The 20344-nt window shown below is 39.1% G+C and carries 19 protein-coding genes; 6 read left to right on the top strand and 13 right to left on the bottom strand.

Going from position 1 to position 20344, the window contains the following annotated elements:
* Positions 1 to 26 precede the first annotated feature (26 nt).
* From CEQ21_RS01685 to CEQ21_RS01670, 4 genes are all read right to left on the bottom strand, one after another.
* Positions 27 to 1358, bottom strand: coding sequence for a glycoside hydrolase family 125 protein (locus CEQ21_RS01685; protein WP_185762965.1), 1332 nt, complete (start codon positions 1356 to 1358; stop codon positions 27 to 29).
* Positions 1355 to 4060, bottom strand: coding sequence for an alpha-mannosidase (locus tag CEQ21_RS01680; RefSeq protein WP_185762964.1), 2706 nt, complete (start codon positions 4058 to 4060; stop codon positions 1355 to 1357). The genes CEQ21_RS01685 and CEQ21_RS01680 overlap by 4 nt, the downstream gene beginning before the upstream one ends.
* A 351-nt stretch (positions 4061 to 4411) precedes the next feature.
* Positions 4412 to 5629 carry an MFS transporter gene (locus CEQ21_RS01675; RefSeq protein ID WP_185762963.1) on the bottom strand — a complete coding sequence of 406 codons (1218 nt, stop codon included), beginning with the start codon at positions 5627 to 5629 and terminating at the stop codon, positions 4412 to 4414.
* A 177-nt stretch (positions 5630 to 5806) separates the two neighbouring features.
* Positions 5807 to 6724, bottom strand: coding sequence for an AraC family transcriptional regulator (locus CEQ21_RS01670; RefSeq protein ID WP_185762962.1), 918 nt, complete (start codon positions 6722 to 6724; stop codon positions 5807 to 5809).
* 177 nt (positions 6725 to 6901) lie between these two features.
* On the opposite strand from CEQ21_RS01670, the gene CEQ21_RS01665 reads away from it, so the two are divergent.
* On the top strand, positions 6902 to 7168 hold the full coding sequence (locus CEQ21_RS01665; protein WP_185764047.1) for an HPr family phosphocarrier protein: 267 nt from the start codon (positions 6902 to 6904) through the stop codon (positions 7166 to 7168).
* 8 nt (positions 7169 to 7176) lie between these two features.
* On the opposite strand, the gene CEQ21_RS01660 is transcribed toward CEQ21_RS01665, so the two are convergent.
* The 6 genes from CEQ21_RS01660 to CEQ21_RS01635 form a co-directional block, all read right to left on the bottom strand.
* Complete coding sequence (locus CEQ21_RS01660) at positions 7177 to 7938, bottom strand: class I SAM-dependent methyltransferase (protein WP_185762961.1); 762 nt, start codon at positions 7936 to 7938, stop codon at positions 7177 to 7179.
* 121 nt (positions 7939 to 8059) lie between these two features.
* On the bottom strand, positions 8060 to 9133 hold the full coding sequence (locus CEQ21_RS01655) for a sulfate/molybdate ABC transporter ATP-binding protein (protein WP_185762960.1): 1074 nt from the start codon (positions 9131 to 9133) through the stop codon (positions 8060 to 8062).
* A gap of 22 nt (positions 9134 to 9155) precedes the next feature.
* On the bottom strand, positions 9156 to 10034 hold the full coding sequence (gene cysW, locus CEQ21_RS01650; RefSeq protein WP_185762959.1) for a sulfate ABC transporter permease subunit CysW: 879 nt from the start codon (positions 10032 to 10034) through the stop codon (positions 9156 to 9158).
* Positions 10035 to 10050: 16 nt separating this feature from the next.
* Positions 10051 to 10893 (bottom strand): sulfate ABC transporter permease subunit CysT, encoded by an 843-nt coding sequence (gene cysT, locus CEQ21_RS01645; RefSeq protein ID WP_185762958.1) that lies wholly within the window; start codon positions 10891 to 10893, stop codon positions 10051 to 10053.
* Between the two features lie 81 nt (positions 10894 to 10974).
* A complete protein-coding gene (locus tag CEQ21_RS01640) occupies positions 10975 to 12027 on the bottom strand; it encodes a sulfate ABC transporter substrate-binding protein (protein WP_185762957.1) in 1053 nt (350 codons plus the stop codon).
* 621 nt (positions 12028 to 12648) lie between these two features.
* Positions 12649 to 13773, bottom strand: a complete 1125-nt coding sequence (locus CEQ21_RS01635) for an ROK family transcriptional regulator (protein WP_185762956.1) — start codon at positions 13771 to 13773, stop codon at positions 12649 to 12651.
* Positions 13774 to 13987: 214 nt separating this feature from the next.
* Between CEQ21_RS01635 and CEQ21_RS01630 the strand changes: the two genes are divergently transcribed.
* The 4 genes from CEQ21_RS01630 to CEQ21_RS01615 all read left to right on the top strand — a co-directional run bounded on the left by CEQ21_RS01630 (position 13988) and on the right by CEQ21_RS01615 (position 18436).
* On the top strand, positions 13988 to 14764 hold the full coding sequence (locus CEQ21_RS01630; protein ID WP_185762955.1) for an SDR family oxidoreductase: 777 nt from the start codon (positions 13988 to 13990) through the stop codon (positions 14762 to 14764).
* 24 nt (positions 14765 to 14788) lie between these two features.
* Positions 14789 to 16318, top strand: coding sequence for an FGGY-family carbohydrate kinase (locus CEQ21_RS01625; protein ID WP_185762954.1), 1530 nt, complete (start codon positions 14789 to 14791; stop codon positions 16316 to 16318).
* A 34-nt stretch (positions 16319 to 16352) separates the two neighbouring features.
* Positions 16353 to 17711, top strand: a complete 1359-nt coding sequence (locus tag CEQ21_RS01620) for an MFS transporter (protein WP_185762953.1) — start codon at positions 16353 to 16355, stop codon at positions 17709 to 17711.
* A 308-nt stretch (positions 17712 to 18019) separates the two neighbouring features.
* Positions 18020 to 18436 (top strand): DUF1284 domain-containing protein, encoded by a 417-nt coding sequence (locus CEQ21_RS01615; RefSeq protein WP_185762952.1) that lies wholly within the window; start codon positions 18020 to 18022, stop codon positions 18434 to 18436.
* A 42-nt stretch (positions 18437 to 18478) separates the two neighbouring features.
* Here the strand turns inward: CEQ21_RS01615 and CEQ21_RS01610 are convergent, their stop codons facing one another.
* Together CEQ21_RS01610 and CEQ21_RS01605 are read right to left on the bottom strand one after the other, a co-directional pair.
* The gene (locus tag CEQ21_RS01610; RefSeq protein ID WP_185762951.1) at positions 18479 to 18937 is read right to left on the bottom strand and encodes an NUDIX domain-containing protein; all 459 of its coding nucleotides are present in this window, start codon (positions 18935 to 18937) and stop codon (positions 18479 to 18481) included.
* An 82-nt stretch (positions 18938 to 19019) separates the two neighbouring features.
* Positions 19020 to 19217: an acetyltransferase gene (locus tag CEQ21_RS01605; protein WP_185762950.1), complete on the bottom strand. Its 198-nt coding sequence runs from the start codon at positions 19215 to 19217 to the stop codon at positions 19020 to 19022.
* A 153-nt stretch (positions 19218 to 19370) separates the two neighbouring features.
* Here CEQ21_RS01605 and CEQ21_RS01600 point away from each other — a divergent pair, with 153 nt between their 5' ends.
* On the top strand, positions 19371 to 19676 hold the full coding sequence (locus CEQ21_RS01600) for a hypothetical protein (RefSeq protein ID WP_185762949.1): 306 nt from the start codon (positions 19371 to 19373) through the stop codon (positions 19674 to 19676).
* A 43-nt stretch (positions 19677 to 19719) separates the two neighbouring features.
* On the opposite strand, the gene CEQ21_RS01595 is transcribed toward CEQ21_RS01600, so the two are convergent.
* Complete coding sequence (locus CEQ21_RS01595) at positions 19720 to 20343, bottom strand: GyrI-like domain-containing protein (protein WP_185762948.1); 624 nt, start codon at positions 20341 to 20343, stop codon at positions 19720 to 19722.
* Between the last annotated feature and the right edge of the window lies 1 nt (position 20344).

The following is a 20344-nucleotide window of genomic DNA, read 5'->3' as shown; positions in this document are numbered from 1 at the left end:
CGGCACCACCCTTTCTTAAGAACAGCTTATGATTGTTTACTAGTATTTTGTTGCAATTGTTGATACAGGGGACTTCCTTTCACGGCTTTGCCTGTTAAACTGAGGACAAATTCGCTGAACATCGTGTTAGCCCACGCAAACCAATCTCTCGTAAATTCCTCAGGACAATCTGCATTAAAGCCTTCATGCATAAAGTGCGTACCGCCGTCTGTATTTTTGAATGCTGTTAAAATTTGCTGTTTCTCTTCTTCACTAACCGCAGTCATTCCTTGAATCGCCAAAGCTATATGCCAAATATAGTGGTCTGGTGTATGCGGACTGCCAATACCATTCGCGAATTTCCCTTCATAATAATAGGGATTATCCCTGCTTAACAGAAAATCTCTTGTGTTGAGATACGTTGGGTCATTAAATGGTTGGAATCCTAAATACGGTGCTGCCAGCAAGCTTGGCACATTGGCATCATCCATTAAATGGACACCGCCTTTTCCATCTGTTTCATACACATACATTTCTCCATAAATGGGATGCTCCAATTTTGCATATTGCTCGATGCCCTTCTTGATTTCCTCCTGCAGTTTTAAGGATTCTTCTTTCAAGGAAGCGTTCTGCAGCACCTCTTCACAAATCTCTGCAGCATATCCAAGCACAACAACAGCGAACATATTGGCAGGCACAAGGTAGCCGTATGTGCAGGCATCATCACTTGGACGGAAAGCACTCCAAGTCATGCCAGTGGGAACGACAAGGCCTCCTTTTCCTTGGCGAACTAATGTATCGGATTGACGTACATCTGCCCTTTCAAACAAATAGGCAGAGTTATTCTCATGATCCTGCTCCGTTCGCCAGACACGGATAACAGTTTCGAGCACTTCCTGAAGACTTTCCTTTAAAAATACCGTACGTCCAGTCGACTTCCAAAATAAATAAGCAAGCTGGATTGGATAACATAAGGAATCAATTTCGTACTTTCGTTCCCAAATATGTGGTGTCATATCGGTATGGTCTGTTTGGTGCCCCCTGCCGTTTGCGCTTTCATTAAACGCATTTGCATATGGATCATGCAGAATAAAGGCAAATTGCTGACGGATGACACCTTCGAGTAAATCAGCTAGCTCTTCATCATCTTCAGCTGCAAGCAAGTATGGACGCACTTGCGCAGCCGAATCTCTTAACCACATTGCCGGAATATCTCCTGTTACAACAAAGGTTTTTCCGTCTGCCTGCTTTTTTAAAGTCGTTGTATACGTATTAACAAAGCATTGTTCAAACATCTTGTGAAGCTTCTCATCCTCAGGAAAATAGTCCTTTACATGTTGGATTAATTTTTGTAATGATTCTGGAATTGCGCTTGTCATAGTCTCTCTCCTTTTTGAAAGCCAATTGTTATAATTTCATAGCCAGCAACATCATACTGATTGCTAGTATGATTGCTTTGTTCTTCGATAATCGTACTCTGATAGGAATTGGCAGCTGAATCTAAGGATGCTTTCAGATGTACACTTGACGAGGCGGGGTTATACCAACGCACCATCACATCATCACTATCTTCTGCCACTTTCATTGACGTCCATGCAAGTCCCTCTGACTCCCACTTCACAAATCTGTATTTCCTTGGCAATGCTCCTTTATGTGCATTTGTTTGAATAACCTGAAGGGGAACCTTATATTGATACGCATCAACATATGCCTTCGCGGTTATTACATCCTTTTCATGCAAGAGTACTTGCCACTCAGCTGCTTGAATACCTAAACATTGCGCCTCAGGTGTCGGAAAATGACCCCAGTCACCCAATTCTGCAACCGAACGTAAGACTGTGACCGCAAGCGTTCCATCTGCTTGTAAGATTTCATATTCTTGAAGTCCATCCGTTGCCACGGTTAAACCGACCTCGTTATCTGCTATGCTGGCAAAACGCTGCTGATGATGACAAAAGCTTGGATTTTCCCATTCTGAATCCGGTGTATTTGGGCGTGATGCAATTTCAAAAATACTATCCGCATAGTGTGTATCCGTTTTCAAATTTGTTGAAAAAAGAACACGTAAACGATGATCTGCTGCTTGATTATCAATTATCAGCTTAAATATTGGGCCCTTCATTCCTTTTTCGAGCGTTGCTGTTGTCCTTAATGTGATGGTTTTTGTTTCGGAAGATCTGCCTGCTTGCCTTTCCTTATGCCAAATCAAGCTGTTCCTCTCTATCTCAAGTTGCTCATCTGCTGCAGCAGGGATTGTTAAAGTATGTGTAAATTCAAGCACTGTTCTAAGAGCTGATCGTTCAATGAGTTGGAACTCGGCTCGAACACCCTTTGTCGTTATCGGAGGATGGTTATTTGCTTCCTTAAACATATATTCATTGCCAACATCACCAGTATTTTCGTAAATACCAAGCTTAGTTAAGGTCTTTCCTGTTGCTTTGTCTGTTAAATCATATGTACCATCTTCGTGAAATAAGATGTGAACATATTCATTCTCCATATCCATTTCGTTATTAACGGAATGTGCTTGCATCACCCCAACAGACTGCTCATGCGGAACAAGATAGAATGTTTTGTATCCGAATGCAGGTATTTCCTCCGCAAAAAAAGACAGCTTTGCTCGTTTGGCAAAATACGGCTGGCGGAATTTATCATCCGGTAAGTCGTACCCGAACTCGACAATTGGTTCCTCCATAAAACAATCGATATTATCGCCAGCTTCATCAACAAGTCTGTAAGCTGACATCTCTTCCTCTTTAAGATAGGCTGGAATTTGTTCAAAATGCATTTCCGAGAAATACACTACTTTCAAATCGACTGTTTTCGTAACAACTTCGTTTTTATCCCAGCCTGTTGTATTCAAAACGATAAGGGGAATTCCGCCCTCTGGACCGCCTGAGGTATCAACTTTATCAGCAAGCTGTGCTGCATGCTTCTGTACAAATATCTCTCCCATTTGCGCTACTGTTTCAAATCTAGTCACCATCTCACGGTGCACTTCATCAATACTGCAGCCGCAGATACTGTCATGCGGATGATTTTTCATCAATGATTTCCACATAAAGCGCAAATATTCCCTTGGGTATTTCCCCCCTGCTAAAAAGTCCATCACAGCAAGTGGTTCGGCAATCTTTTCTAAAAGTGTTTGGCAGCGATTATTCCACTGTTTTAAGTAAATTCGGCTGGACGCCGTATTAACAAGAGTGGACCATCCATCTGTCCTTTGATTGCGCAATTCACCTTCTATGACCTGCAGCTGCTCAGGCAGGTTTTCTTTTAAAGCTGTTATATATTCATCAAAGCTTGAATGCTTAAAGGTATAATCAGGAAAAAGAGACTCGGCAGCATTAATGGCCTGCGGAATTGTATGTTGGAGCGGCTGGTGATCACATCCGTTCATAAACAATAACTGATTGGTGGAAGCATACTTTTCGGCATCCTGTAATTTTCGGTTCCAGTATATTTTCGCTTCCTCTTCAACAACAGGTATTTCATTTCCGTTTGAATACCAATTAGCAAATAAAATCCCCAAGACATTGGAGCCATCTGGTGATTTCCAAATCATCTCTGAATAAGGTGATTCAAAGTTTGGAGAATCTGACACCATATTATCAAAGCCAGTTGGTTTTACTCCTCTTCCAAAGGCAGCCGTATCAATCCCCGCTTGCTTTAAAAGCTGTGGTGCTTGCCCGTATATGCCAAAGGTGTCAGGGAAATAGCCGATTTTTGATACATGCCCGTACTGTTTCGCATCATGTAACCCGATTTGCAGGTTTCGCACATTTGCTTCTGAGCTTGTTAAAAACGCATCCTGCAGAACATACCATGGCCCAATATGCAGCTTTCCTTCGTTAATTAATTGTGTAACAGACTCCCGATTTTCCGGATGAACAGCAAAATAATCCTCCAACAGAACAGTTTGGCCATCAAGATGGAATGACTGAAATGCATTTCCCTCTTGTTTAAACTGCTCTAACAAATTATTCATCAAATTTATGAAATAATAACGATGCTGTTCAAAAGGCAGGTACCATTCCCTGTCCCAATGGGTGTGGGAGATAATATGCGCCGTTTTTTTCATTTAATCTTACCCGCCTTTCTATATACCAGCATAAAGAAAACGCTGCCATTTTATTATATTTGCTTTTCTTTCATTTTAATCCTCCTGGATTTAAGGGCAATAGCTTGGAAGTAAGTTCTATGGATTTTACAGTGTATCTAATATTAATCCATGAAAAAAGAGCAGGTCACATTTTTAGCAATGAAACCTGCTCCTATCCTTTTCTTGATTCAGTATATATTTGTAAATAGATGAGCAATAATATTTATATTTTCTAATTTATTTCTGGCAATTTCAGCTTAAAAAGGCTATTAACCACTCTCTTTTACATTCTCTAATTATAAAAAAAACCTCCACTACAAAAGCGGAGGTTTAATCAGTATTATTCGAAACATCGTAAACTACACCATCGGCTTTCTCTTTCCAAATCATCGTAAGACCCAAGCCAACAATCATTACAACACCTGCAAACAGGAATGGAAAATTGATATTGATATCAAATAATATTCCACCAAGTGCTGGACCGAAAATTGTTCCTAAACTTGTGTAGGTTGAGTTCATTCCTGCCACAAAGCCTTGTTGTTTACCCGCTGTTTTTGACAGAAAAGTCGTCAGAGCTGGCCGCAGCAAATCAAAGGCCAGGAAGATAAAGCAGGTAACAAGCAAAACAGCAATAAATCCAGACATAATCGTTGATGCAAACGCTAAAACAGCACCGATGATTAAGCAAAGCTGGATGACTGCTTTCTCTCCAAGCTTATTTACCAATTTTCCGAACCAAAGAATCTGCACAATAACAGCAAATATTGAACTGATTGTAATAATTGTGGCAATATCCTTCGGTGTAAATCCAAACTTATGATCAGAAAACAGGCTAAACACTGTTTCATAGGCTGATAAACCAAAGGCTAGGACAAAGACAATAATAAAAGCAATTAAATAAATCGGTTGAGTCGATTTCTTTAAGTCTTTAAAGAAATTAGACTTCTGCGTATTTGCGGCAAGTTCTGCAAGCTCACTCTTAGACAATGGTTCTTTTAAGATAAAGACAGAGGTGAACGCTGCTAAAAAGGCAATCACTGCTGCGAAGAAAAACGGCACGCGGATTCCAAAATCAGCGATAAAGCCCCCTGCACCTGGTCCTATGATAAACCCAGTGCTGATGGCGGCAGAAACATAGCCCATCGCTTTTGACCTATCTTGTATTGTCGTAATATCGGCTACATATGCTGTTACAGCAGGCATGATGAAGGCAGCACTGATTCCGCCTAGTATTCTTGATATATATAACACGGAAACATTGGTTCCCAGTCCGAAAATCAACTCTGAGATTCCAAATATCACTAAACCAAAAACAATCATCTTCTTTCTGCCAATACTATCTACCCATCTGCCTGCAAACGGAGACACAATCAACTGGGCAAAAGCAAATACAGCAACAAGATAGCCCATCGTACTTCCTGTTATATGCATCATGTTCATGAATGAAGGCATTACTGGAATGATTAAACCAATTCCTAAAAATACGATGAAAAGATTACTTAATAAAATGATTAATACCATTTTTTGTTCCTTAATTGGTTTTTGCATGTGAACTCACTTCCCTAAAATGATGAAATCATTATTTTTGTCGCGACCCACCTTAACGAACGGTCGTTAGTTATCATACCAAATTATAGTGTTTTCGGCAATTATTATTACCTATAAAGGGAAGCAAATACAAAAAAAATGTGGTTGAATGAATATTCTCCACATTTTTTGTATGACTTATGCATTTTTACTTTGGACAGGATTCGCTCTTAACTGTTTTATATCTTCTTTTGGCGGAAGTCCAAACATCCTCGAATATTCACGACTGAATTGGGACGGGCTTTCATAGCCAACTTGAAATGCTACTTCGGCTGCGTCGGTAGATTCTGCCAGTAATCTTCGCCTTGCTTCCTGCAGCCTTAGGTTCTTTTGAAATTGTATCGGACTCATTGCTGTCACCTGTTTAAAGTAACGATGAAGTGTTGCCACACTCATGTTTGCCTTATCTGCAAGATCTTCTATGCGAAAGGCACTGACATAATTTAGCTTAATATGGTCAATCACTTCGCTGATTCGATACGTTTGGCTGCCTTCTATCGCCATTTGCCGCAGGGTGGCTCCATGTGGACCTTGTAAGACCAGATACAATATTTCTTTTTTGTATAATGGCGCAAGCACTGGTATATGCTCTGGTTTTTCCAACAATTGGCCAAGCCTTGTTGCTGCATCTAACAATGAATGGTCTGCCTTGCTAATATACATGGCTCTATTCATATTCTTCTTTCTTTCCAATTGGCTGTTAGGATCGCTTATCAAGCCAAATATATCTCTCGCTGTGAACTCAAGCTTGAAGGCTAAATACGGAGCATCTTTAGCAGCCTTGATTACTTGCCCAACAACAGGTAAATGAACAGATGAAACAATATAATCCTGTGGTCCGTACTGAAAGCGTTCCTGAGCAAGCAGGACCTCTTTTTCGCCTTGAAGAATAATACAAATCGATGGCTTAAAGACTGCATGTATTGGCTCTGTAACTTGAGACTCGCGAATAAAAAACAAAGACGGCACAGCAGTATTATTTAAACCTTCTTCCTTTGTAAAACGCTCAACAAGCTTGCCTAATTCACTCAATTGATTTGTCGTTTGCACTGTCATAACTGTCTCCTTTTCATTTAACTACTTGCATTATAAAGGATTTACTACGATTCGATAATAGCTGTGATAGTAATAGGCAACCTTTTGCGATAAATGGGTTATCACTTTCCTTTTATCCTATACGATAATGAAAATAATAATTAACATAATAACAGGAGGAACTAGAAATTGACCGAAATGCGATTTAACATTATTGCCATCACGGGATTTGCCCGGCCTACATGCTTATTAATTAACACAGCGTCCTTGTTCCAATCCAGTATCTATTTAGAATATAAAGGTCGATCTGTTTGTCTCAAAAATTCGCCCGCAGCAATTATGGACGTCATGTCTTTGGAAATAAAACCTGGCACAACCTTTAAGATTTGGGCAGATGGTGCGGATGAGCAGCAAGCAATACAGGCAATTGAAAAAGCCCTCATAGATACTTGGAGAATTTCTTGACTTTTTTGCTATTTTGCCAGAATTGCGCCGTATCTGCATTTTGTTACATTAGGCATATATAACAGTCCGTTTTCGCCATACTTGTCAAATATAGCGGCTAATGCTTCAACAAGCATAGAGAATTGCTTATCCCCTTCCTTTAAGGCAAATGATGAGGATAAATGTCTGCCAATAAAAGTTGATTTATTATACTTTAACGGATATTCATATATTATTTCCTGGTAATTTCTATTAAAGAAAGAGTCATAAACCTCCTGTGAACCATTCAACCCATTCGAAAAGCCGTTAAATTTTGGACAATAACGTCTAAATACATCGGCAATTTCCAAGTTCACTGATGCTTCATCTATCCGTTCATTTGCGATTATAGCGACTTTTCCACCCTTCTTAAGTATTCTTTGACATTCTTTATGAAATTCTTCTTTATTAAACCAATGAAAACTTTGAGCCGCTGTAACTAGATCAACACTATTTGGAGGTAATGTCGTGTTTTCTGCCGCTCCATTAACTAAAGTATTGCATTTGTAGTCTTTTAGCAATTCTATCGCAGCTTGCCGCATATCTTCGTTTGGTTCAACAGCAAATACCGTTAGCTCTAAATCTAAAAGCTGTTTTGTTAGAATCCCGGTTCCTGCGCCAATATCAGCTACTGTTGAATTTATACTTAGCTCACACTCGGAGATTAAATCATTCAACAGCTGCTTTGGATAGTCTGGTCGGTATGCTGCATACACCTTCGCCTTTCCATTGAACTTCGTATTATTATCCATAATCACAACCCCTTCCTTTAAGAATAGACTAATGGAAAAACGCAGACAAGCAACGAGCAATTTTATCGAGGAAGAGTATAGCTAACACAACAAAAAAGCTGCAAAATGCAGCCTCATCCTATCATATAGAGTAATCGTCAGGAAAAAACACCTTCAGCTGACTTGGTCTAACATATACATTTTCCTTTGTTTGCAAGCCAAGTGTACGATATAGCTCCTTTGTTATTTCTGCTTCTAAAAACTCGTCATTGTCGGTTCTTTTCAACTCAATATGGACAATAGGACCAACAACGTGAATATGTGTAATCGTTGCTTTGATAGAATCCTGACCACTTTCATCTTTTGTTATATTTATATCATGTGGTCGGACATACCCAATTGCTTGCTGGTCCTGTTCATGCTGAACTCCTGGAACTGGAAACTGAGCATTACCTTGACTTAGCTTTCCGTTATCAAGTCTGCCATGAAACAAATTAACATTTCCAAGGAAATCATATACAAATGGGTTTTTCGGATGCTCATACACTTCCTCAGGTGAGCCGATTTGTTCCACCTTCCCGTTATTCATCACGACAATTCTGTCCGCTACATCAAGCGCTTCCTCTTGATCATGTGTAACGAAAATACTGGTGATATTGAATTCATTATGAAGATTTCTTAACCAGCGTCTTAAATCCTTTCTGACCTTTGCATCTAAAGCTCCAAATGGTTCATCCAAAAGCAATACTTTCGGTTCGACAGCCAAAGCACGTGCAAGAGCAACACGCTGCTTCTGTCCACCTGACAGCTGGGCAGGATAACGCTTTGCCAGTTCTTCCAATTTAACTAGCTGCAGCAGTTCATTCACTTTTTTTTCTATTTCCTTCTTAGCTGGTCTTGTGTTTTTCGGCCTGACCTTCAAACCGTAGGCAATGTTATCAAACACATTCATATGACGAAACAGTGCATAATGTTGAAAAACAAAGCCTACCTTTCTGTCTTTAGTATTTATATCGGTTATTTCATCACTGCCAAAATAGATCGAGCCTTCATCGGCATATTCTAAACCAGCAATAATTCTTAACAGTGACGTCTTCCCAGATCCGGACGGACCTAATAATGCGACAAGCTCTCCTGTTTGGATTTCCAAATCTATATCCTGTAATGCTTGAAAAGAGCCAAATGATTTTGAAACATTATCAATGACAATACTCATATCCAACCACCCCTTTGCTTCTTTACAAATTGCTGAATTGTTTTTTTGTTTTCCACTCCAGCACACTTTTTATAATCAATGTAATAATTGCTAAAATAGACATTAATGTGGCAACTGCAAAGGCGGCTGCAAACTGATACTCCCCATATAAAATTTCAATATGAAGAGGCATTGTATTTGTTAAGCCCCTGATATGTCCTGACACTACGGATACTGCGCCAAACTCGCCAATCGCCCTTGCGTTACACAGGATAATTCCATATAGCAAGCCCCATTTTATATTTGGAATGGTCACATACCAAAAGGTTTTCCAGCCATTTGCACCCAGTGTCAGAGAAGCCTCTTCTTCTGATGTCCCTTGAGCTTGCATTAATGGAATCAATTCCCGTGCTACAAATGGTAATGTTACAAAAATGGTAGCAAGAACAATTCCCGGCACAGCAAAGATTATTTTAATGTCATGAGCATAGAGCCATTCTCCAAACAAGCCGTGTGTACTGAATAACAGGACAAATACTAAACCAGCAATAACTGGCGACACTGCAAACGGTAAGTCGATAATGGTAATCAGCAAATTCTTACCTCTAAACTGGAACTTGGAAACAGCCCAAGCTGCAGCCACACCAAAAATGGCATTCAAAGGGACTGCAATAACAACAACTAATAATGTCAGCTTAATTGCTGACATTGCTTCAGGATCCGTGATTGCAGCAAGATAGACCTGCACACCCTGATCAAATGCTTGAATGAAAATAGTGATTAATGGAAGAACTAGAAACAATCCTAAAAAAACAAGTGATATGGTGATTAAAATAGTTCGCACCCAAGCTGGCTCTGATGCAGCCGCTTTCTTTTGATAGGCTGGTGCTGTGTTTGGTTGTAATGGTACATTTCCTGCCAATGTTTCTCCTCCTTTCTTAATTTGCTGTCATATTCCTGTTTGTCCACCACTGTAAAAGGTTTATAAAGAAAAGCAAAAGGAAGGACACAAACAACATTACAGAAGCAATTGCTGTCGCCCCTGTATAATCGTATTGTTCCAGCTTTGTAATTATCAGTAATGGGGTTATTTCCGTTTTCATCGGCATATTGCCTGCGATAAAAACAACTGATCCATATTCTCCTAAAGATCTGGCAAATGCTAACGTGAAACCTGCCAGAATGGAGGGAAGCAGCTCTGGAAAGATGACCCTTGTAAAGGTTTGAAGTCTAGAAGCTCCAAGACTCGCTGATGCTTCCTCTACTTCCCGCTCAAGATTTTGCAAAACTGGCTGAACCATTCTCACAACAAACGGCAAGCCAATGAAAGTCAGTGCAATCGTTACACCGATAGGCGTAAAGGCCACTTTAAAGCCAAGCAGACTTCCAATCCATCCATTTGGTGCGTATAAAGTAGTCAAAGCAATCCCAGCAACTGCTGTTGGCAGTGCAAAAGGTAAATCCACAAGACCGTCCACAATTCTTTTCCCCGGAAATGGATACCGGACAAGCACCCATGCAAGGAGAACACCGAATACAACATTGATTAATGCAGCTGTAAATGATGCTCCGAAGCTTAATTTATAAGAAGCAACAACTCGAGGATCAAGGACAGTATCCCAAAACTCACTCCAGCCCATTTTAGTGGTGTTAAAAAATATCATAAACAATGGCAATATAACAAGGATGCTTATATATAGCATCGTATATCCTAACGAAAGGCCAAAGCCAGGAAGAACATTACTTCTTTTCACTTTTCTTTGCTTCGTTTCTTTCCTCATTTACTCACCTCTTTTATTGTAAAGAATCGTAAATCATCATTACCTTTCCACGCTTGTGAAACAGGTAATGATGATAATTGATTAGTTTGATGGAACGTAAATTTCGTCGAATGTGCCTCCATCAGCAAAATGTGTTTCCTGAGCTTTTGTCCAACCGCCAAAATCATCATCAATTGTCACTAAATCAATATCTTCAAATTGGTCAGCATATTTTGCCAGTACATCCTTATCACGAGGACGATAGTAGTTTTTCGCTGCAATTTCTTGGCCTGTTTCACTGTATAAATATTTTAAGTACTCTGTAGCAACTTCGGTTGTTCCTTTTTTCTTAGCAATATCATCAACTACAGCAACTGGCGGCTCTGCTAGTATACTCAAGGATGGGCTAACAATTTCAAAGTTTTCCTTCCCTAATTCATTAATAGCTAAGTACGCTTCGTTCTCCCAAGCAATTAACACATCACCAATCTCCCGTTGTACAAATGTGTTAGTTGAATCGCGTGCTCCTGAATCAAGAACTGCGACATTTGAAAAAAGCTTTTTCACAAAATCTTTAATTTTCGTTTCGTCTCCATTAAATTGTTTGTCAGCATACGCCCATGCTGCAAGATAATTCCAACGGGCACCGCCTGATGTTTTTGGATTTGGAGTAATAACAGAAACATCGTCCTTAATTAAGTCATCCCAATCTTGAATATTCTTTGGATTACCCTTTCTTACTAAAAACACGATAGTCGAAGTATATGGAGTCGAGTTATTCTCCAGCTTCGATTGCCAATCCTCTGAGATAATTCCTCTTTCCTTCACAATCGCATCAATATCTCCAGCTAGAGCCAATGTCACGACATCTGCTTCAATCCCATCAATGACAGCTCGTGCTTGTTTGCCTGATCCGCCATGTGACTGTTGAACGGTTACATCCTGCCCTGTTTTTTCATTCCAATAGTCTGCAAACGCTTTGTTATATTCTTCATACAGCTCTCTCGTTGGATCATAGGAAACATTCAATAATTCTACTTTTTTGGAATCAAAGCTTTCCCCGCTGCTTTCCGAACTGCTGCACCCAGCAAGGGTTACGAAAACGGCCAATATTAGTGCAGTTGTCTTAAAAAATGATATCTTTTTTCTTTTCATAGTTAGAGCTCCCCCTTTTTTTATAAAAAAAAGCTGCCAACTTTTTAAGAAAAAGGTAGCAGCTTTCAGTTATCTGATCAGCGTCATTATTATAAAATTTTTAAAATTAAGTTTTCTAATTCGTAATTTATACTTATTTCACCCATCTGTCAACTAGGGATTGGAAAGTTTTCTAATTTTTCATATATCTTACCAAAACACCCTCAAACGCTAATACTAATTAGCAAAAGCGCAAGCAAGAAAAGTCCCATCCTTTGACATTTATATTACGGAAATCTCGAGAAACGGAGGGCAAAAAAAAAGTTGTGGACAAGCAAATGCATTCGAGGATTATGAGGAAACAATCAAAAAAATATTGAGACTGATATTCTTAAATTGCTCAAAAAATTGAAGGAAGAATATTTAGATATTCGTATGGAGAAATGCTGCGAGAACAGGCCTATAAACATTTTAAAAATATCAAGACAATCGGAATCAGTTAAATTTAAAAGAGAATAATAAGGGTAACACCAAAATTAAAGGAAGCAGAATTAAAACAGAGCGTTTCCAAGCACATTATGCAAAAAAAAAGACAGGAAGGCTAGACACAGTGAAGTATCTGGCTTGCTGTCTTGTTTTTTTCTAAATTGTGTTCAAAAATGTCTGTATGAATGGAATAGCAGCACCCACAGGTACACCGTTTGCGGCAGAACGACTTATAAATATAAATGCTTCATTGCTTGGGAACGCTGTTTTTTCATTTGCTTTTTCATGTAGAGTATTTATATCCTCTTCCGTTAAGTAAGCTGATAAATGTCCTCCTAATATAAAATCTCTATTAAGGACAAGGTGGATATTGTTAATAGAAATGGCTAAATACTCTAAAAAGGCATCCCACCTATTTGTATAGGCAGGGACCTTTGAACGGACTTTTTCGAAGAAGAATGGTAATGACTCCTCCTCTTTCAGCAATGCATTAACAGAGCTATATGTTTCCATACATCCCCTTTTCCCGCAGTAGCAGGCGGGACCCTCAGCATTTACTGTCATATGCTCAACAGTGCCACTATGGCCTTCTTTTCCCATATAGATTTGTCCATTAATAATTATTGCTCCACCAAGATGGGGACCAATTGAAAGATAGACAGCATCGCCAATATCGTCTCTTACCCAGAGCTCTGTCGTTGCAGCACATTTAGCATCATGCAAAAAACTACATGAATAAGGAAGATATTGGGCAAATACGTCGATTTTTAATCCTGTCGAAATTAATATTTTTCCATACGTAATATTTTGTCCATTGGTCGATGTTAACCCCTGAACAGCAAAGCCAATTCCCAGAACCTGTTCTGTCTGTACTTGAAGATTCGAAATAAAGGCCTGTACTGCTTGACTTAAGCTTTTATAATAATGCTCCTCTTCTGCATATTCCATCACTATTTTCTCTTGCTGAAAAGCATGTCCACGCAAATCAATCGCCACTATTTGCACCGATTTTTTTTCAATCTCCACACCTATGCTGACTCTTGCTTGCGGGCAAATCGCATATGCAGCAGCCCGCCTTCCAACAGAGGATTCAAATTGCCCGCTCTTTTCTATTAGTCCTTCATTTTCTAAACGAACAAGGTTTTGGGTAACTGTTGGCAAGCTTAGATTAAGCTGATTCGCTACTTCTTGCTTGGAAAGCTTCTCATACTGATAGATTAGATGATAGATCGAGGAGTAATTACTTTTTTTTATATCTTTAAATGTGATGTTATTTTCCATGATAAGACCCCATTTTACAAACTAATTTTATAAAAAACCTTTATGTTAGCACATTAAATATATCATATATGTGTATACAATCACAGCTTTGTCAAAAACCTTCTGCCAACTTTTTCTTTTCTAATGATTGACTATTTGCTTAACAGGACTTATTATGTAAATATATTTTATAAAATTGTTTTACAAAATACATTAACAAAAAGGAATGATAACAATGGGTATTATTGAAAAAATGCGTTTAGACGGAAAAAAAATCTTTGTAACTGGTGGTGCAAGAGGAATTGGCAAAAGCGTTGCGACTGCCTTCGCTGAAGCTGGAGCAGATATCGCCATTGTTGATTTAGATATTGACGAAGCTACAAAAACGGCGCAGGAATTAGCAGAGAATAATGGGATTAAGGCGATCGCTATTAAAGCAGATGTTACTAACCCTAAAGATGTAAGCGCTATGATTGATACTGTATTGGAAAATTTCGGCCGTTTGGATGTTGCTTTTTGTAATGCGGGAATCTGCATGAATATACCTGCAGAGGAAATGACTTTTGATCAATGGAAGAAAGTCATTGATATTAATCTCACAGGTGTTTTCCTGACAGCTCAAGCTGCTGGAAAGGTTATGTTAAAACAAGGCGGCGGCTCCATTATTAATACAGCCTCCATGTCAGGACATATTGTAAATGTACCGCAGCCACAGGCCTCCTATAATGCTTCTAAAGCAGGTGTCATACAGCTGACGAAATCACTTGCAGTTGAATGGGCAACAAGAAATGTGCGCGTTAACTGCATCAGCCCAGGCTACATCGGAACAGAGCTTACTTTAAACTCACCAAGCCTAAAGCCGCTTATCGAACAATGGAATGAAATGGCACCGCTTAAGCGTATGGGCAGACCTGAGGAGCTTCAATCCATTTGTGTATATCTCGCAGGAGACACAAGCAGCTTTACGACTGGATCAGACTTTGTCATTGATGGAGCATTTACTGCAATTTAATAGATTCCTAGGAGGTTTTGAACGATGAACTACTTACTCGGCACAGACATTGGCACATCTGGTACAAAAACAATACTAATGGACACAGATGGCAATCTAATTGCTCAAGATCTGCAGGAATACGATGTGTTAACACCAAAGCCTTTGTGGGCAGAGCAATGGCCATCTGTTTGGCTTGATGCGGCGAAAGCATCTATTAAAAACACTGTATTAAAATCGGGAATCCCCCCTGAGAATATACGTGGAATTGCTGTCAGCGGCCTTTACGGCGGCTCCGGTATCCCATTGGATGAGAATATGGAGCCTGTAAGGCCTTGTATGATTTGGATGGACCGCAGAGCAGAACAAGAAGCAAACTGGGCCCTTGAAGCTATGGGAAAAGAGAAACTGCTTGAGGTTACTCATAATGGAGCAGATCCTTATTATGGGTATACGAAAATATTGTGGATGAAAAATAATGAGCCTGAAAACTGGAGCAAAACGAAACTCTTCTTACCGCCAAATGATTATGTCATCTATAAATTAACTGGTGAGGTTGTTATTGATTATTCCTCTGCAGGAAATATTGGTGGAATATTCGATATGAATAATCGAACATGGTCAAAGGAAATGATGGCGGCAATGGATATTCCTGTCTCCATGATGCCTGAAAAGATTGTCGAATCAACAGATATTGTCGGTGGATTAACGAAGGAAGCTGCAGCCGAACTAGGACTGACTGCAGGAATGCCTGTTATTGCAAGTGGGATTGACTGCGGTGCAGCAACTATTGGGCTTGGTGTATTCGATTCAGGGATATATGCAGCAGCAATTGGTACGTCGATGTGTGCAGCATTGATTTCCGATAAACCAGTGCAAGGAAAAGACTTAATTGTCTGGCCGTATTTATATGATGCTAAACGTCTTTCCTACCATTTCGCAGGAGGAGCGACTGCAGGTGCGATTGTAAAATGGTTTCGGCAAACTTTAAGTCAATTTGAATTGGAAGCAGAAAAAGCAGGTGGCAAAAATGCCTATGATGTATTAAATGAACAGGCCGCTAACATTCCAGCAGGAAGTGATGGCATAGTTGTACTCCCCTACTTTATGGGGGAAAGAAGTCCGATTTGGGATTCTGATGCAAAAGGCACCATTGTCGGCCTTTCGCTGGCACATACGAAAGCACATATGTATCGAGCCTTTTTGGAAGCGGTTGCCTTTAGCTTAAGAGATGCAATTGAAGCAACTGGAGAATATTTAGGTGAATACATTCTCCTTGCCGGCGGTGTTACGAAGTCGAAGCTTTGGAGACAAATTTTCGCAGATGTTACAGGCTATCCAATCGTATGTCCGATTCATGATGTAGAAGCAAATATGGGTGATGTCATGCTTGCTGGTATTGGCACAGGTCTACTTACTTATGACGATGTGAAAAAGTGGCAGGTGTTAGATGATAAAATTATGCCTAATCAAGAAAATCATCGTAAATATAATGACTATTACAAGGTGTATAAATCAATCTATCAAAACTTAAAAACAGATATGAAAACACTGACTAACATTTCAGCACGCTGACTAAGTAACTATTTGCAAAGGGAGTTGTGACAAAATGGATAAATGGAAAAAAAGAATTGGATACGGGGCAGGCGATTTCGCCTGCAACCTCGTATTTAGTACAATGGCGTCTTATCTTCTTTTTTTCTACACTGATGTGTTCGGCATTAGTGCAGCGGTTGCTGGTACTTTAATGTTAGTAACCAAAATCATCGATGCATTTGCAGATACTGGCATGGGATTATTAGTAGACAGGACAAAAACAAGATGGGGACAAGGTAGACCTTATTTCATCATTGGAGCAATACCATTCGCCGTCTTTACGATTATGACTTTTATTGTTCCTGATGTCGGCATGTCAGGTAAAATTCTCTGGGCATATGTCACATACTGCTTATTAAACATTGCTTATACAGTCGTTAATATCCCTTTAAATACCATTGTGCCAAGATTAACTTCTGATAATCATGAGCGTAACTGGTTAGTTTCGACGAGGATGATTTGCGCGTTGATTGGAAGCGCTTTAGTTATGACGATAACTACACCTATGGTTCATTACTTCGGTCAGGGAGATGACCAAAAAGGTTATTTAGTGACAATGAGTATATATGGTATCGCAGCTGTGTTTGTATTTGTGTTTACCTTCTTCAATACAAAGGAAGTTGTGCCACCAACCGTCCAGCCAGGCAAATCTTCCTTTAAAGAGGATTTTAAAGGATTAACCGGGCCGGCTGTTATTTTCTTTATTTTAAATTTTCTATACTTTGGCCTTTTTGTTATTCGCAATACAACCGTCATTTACTATTTCACTTATAATCTAGGAAGGACAGATTGGCTTACATTTGTAGGACTATTCGGGATATTATCTGGTCTGCCAATGCTGCTTCTATTACCATGGCTGCAAAAGAAAATGCCGAAAAAAACCGTATTGCTTTTAAGTACTGTCATTTATATTATCGGCGATTTAGTTATTTATTTCGGAAAAACCTCCCCTTCCCTGTTGATTGCCGGCTTAACAATAACAGGACTTGGGATTTATGGAATATTCGGCACTACCTTCTCCATTCAGCCAGACGTTATTGATTATTCAGAGTACAAAAACCATCGCAGTATTTCCGGCATGATCGCTGCTTTCCAAGGCTTTTTTGTTAAAGTTAGCTTAGGTCTCGGCAGTGCGCTTGTAGGGGTGTTCTTGAAATTGGGCGGTTATGTGCCAAATGCCACCCAATCGACAACTGCCTTACATTATATTGAGATCAGCTTTATCTGGGTTCCATTAGTTATTTGTGTATTGATAGGGATTACCATGTTTTTTTATAAACTGGATGAGAAGCGGACAGATATGGATATTGAACTCGGTCGCAGACGAGCATTAGCCGCTAAAAATACCGATGAGAATATCGTAAACATTTAAAATATGAAATCGGGGCTAGCATAGTTGCTAGCCCCTTATAATTCGCATCTAAACCTCTGGAAGTCATCCATAAAAAACATAGATGAAAATAGGAAGCTTTGTTAAACAGTCCGCCACCTAACTTAACTTTAAGATTATGGCGCCTTTTCTACAATTCACTATATAATCCTTGAGAATTTCCTGTGGCAATTCCCCAAATATTAGCTACTAGAAAATTATTTACGCTTGCATGAAATAAATGCTATATTAATAATAAGTTAACCAAATGATAATTATAGTTTACATATTAACAGTACAGGAGGGGTTTCATGTTTAAAATTCGGGGTCATCATCTTTTCTGCTTGTTAGGATACCGGGGAATGGGCTATTCGGCAGAGTATGTAAAAAACATGACTAAGCTGCATCAAACTTTGCGGAAGAATCCTGAAACATTTGTTCAAATTGTAGACGGTCCAGATCAATTATGCGAGAAATATCCTAACTCAGGAAAGTACCACTGTTTAGACAGTCATATATATGATAGAGATGCTGCTTTTTTAAAAAAACTGGGACTTCATGTTGGTGATATTATCCATTGGCGGGAGGTTGAAGCTGCTATTCTAACACATGCTGTGCCGTCTGATATTCCCATCATTTGTGAAACATGCTCCTGGCGTTCCTATGGGGTATGTGAAGAAGGAATTCAGGAACTTCATGAAGGGAAGCCATTAAGAGAGATTAAGTAAGGAAAACTCCTAAACTTGTCTAAAGCTGAAAGACTAGCAGGCTTAATTTATATCCCCTAAATATACTGGAGTTGAGCTTTTTTCTATATATTTGATAAGATACGAAAGCAATTCTTTCGGATAAACCCTATAGTTTTGTAATTGTTGAATGGGCAGCCATTCTATCCCAACTTGGTGACTGTCAGGATTTACTGGTAGAATATTATTGTCGCTTATCAAGCGGCATATAAAATAATGCTCGACTTGATGAAAGTTAAAATCAAAGGATGCGTGCTCATGATTTTTCCCGATGTAATCTCGGGCGAATAACAGCTCACCAATCTCGACTTCTTCGCCAATTTCTTCTAAGCACTCCCTTTTCACCGCATGATGTAATGTCTCCCCATGCTCCTGTCCGCCTCCTGGGAATAAATAAAAATACCCTTCGTCGTCTTTATTTTTTGTTAACAATAGCCTATCATTGTCGATAATAATTGCTTTTGCTGAGATTCTAACGTTCATTTACGTTTTGCTCCTTATCCTGTTTATTAATTTTTTCGTGATGGCTTCTGCTGATAGAGTTCCATCTATCACAATGACCCTACTAGTCTGTAAGTCTAGCCGGATTTTCTACAAATGAGCCGATAATAAAGCCACATTTCCCACAGTAATAAGACAAAATTGGGGAGGACCCGCGTCTTCTGTTATCATAAGCATACATATGCAAGTCGTTAACTCCAGATGCAATAACTCCCTTGTTTATATTGTCGCTGTTGCATTGAGGGCATATTGTTTCATTCATTTTCATCACTCCATTTTAGTGTTGATATAGGCTAACTTGCTTATAGCCTTTTTAGTTTGTTGTCCTTCAATCGGGTAATATTGCACTTTTATTGATACCATTAATTGTATATTATGAATCAACAAGACAATTATTGGAAGAGGTTATTTACTAATGAAAAATATTTATACTTCCTTCTCTTTTTATTGCTTCCTAGGAACAATTGGTTGGACATTACTGGCATACATGGTTGGCAGTCTATTTACTCCAACAGGCAATACATATTTCAATGGATATGAATGGTTAGGATATTTGTTTTTCGCACCTCTGATTATCACACCTATATTAGGGGTTGTTTTCGGATTTAAAGGGGAAAAATCAAAGATTAAAATTATCTCGATTTTCGGTAATACTATACTCTTTTTCACCATTTCTTTACTTTCCATTGCTTTAATTATTTATGACTTTATCCCACAATAGCAGCCGAAAAAGGGAACTCAAGCAAGTTCCCTTTTTTATAGCTTTATTTTTGTTGAACTTTATATCTTAATACGGTTTTTAATTTTTCTGGAACCACTTTCCTTGCATCAGACAAGTATATTTCTCTGTGCTCCTTTTCTATTCTTAGGAGGTTATTATCCTTAGCAAACTCGTCCATAATGGCAAAGCTTTTCGGTTCGTCATCATATGGGCCGATATGCAGCATTTGGACATTAAGGCTTTTATCCGAGGTTTGGAAATACACTTGCTCTAAAAAAGGGTGAGAATTCTTTTTCGTTACTTTATCTAAAGCCATTAGTACAACTTCCTTTGTCACAAACTCCGGCTGTCTTATCATGATTGTATATAGGAATTCATTTTTATTCAGTTCTGTGAGCTTCCTGCCTTTCTCTGTTAAACTCCATATTCCTTCGAGCGGATAAACTGTATATTCTACATAACCAGGAGGAGTAAATCCTCCTTTAGGCATCATACGAACAGCATATGCCATTGAATATAAGACTTTAACCCTTTCGGCAAACTCTTCTTCATTGGGATTGCCTTGTCCATCTATCATTAAAAACTTGTGTCCTGGTACCTCGACAAGCTCTGGTGCTGCTTTAGGCAAATACAAGCTCTTTTCATGCTTTCTCCATTCATGTTTCAAA

Origin of the sequence: Niallia circulans (genome assembly GCF_007273535.1) — a bacterium.
GTDB lineage: Bacteria > Bacillota > Bacilli > Bacillales > Cytobacillaceae > Niallia > Niallia circulans_B.
This window is presented reverse-complemented; position numbering and strand designations above follow the sequence as displayed.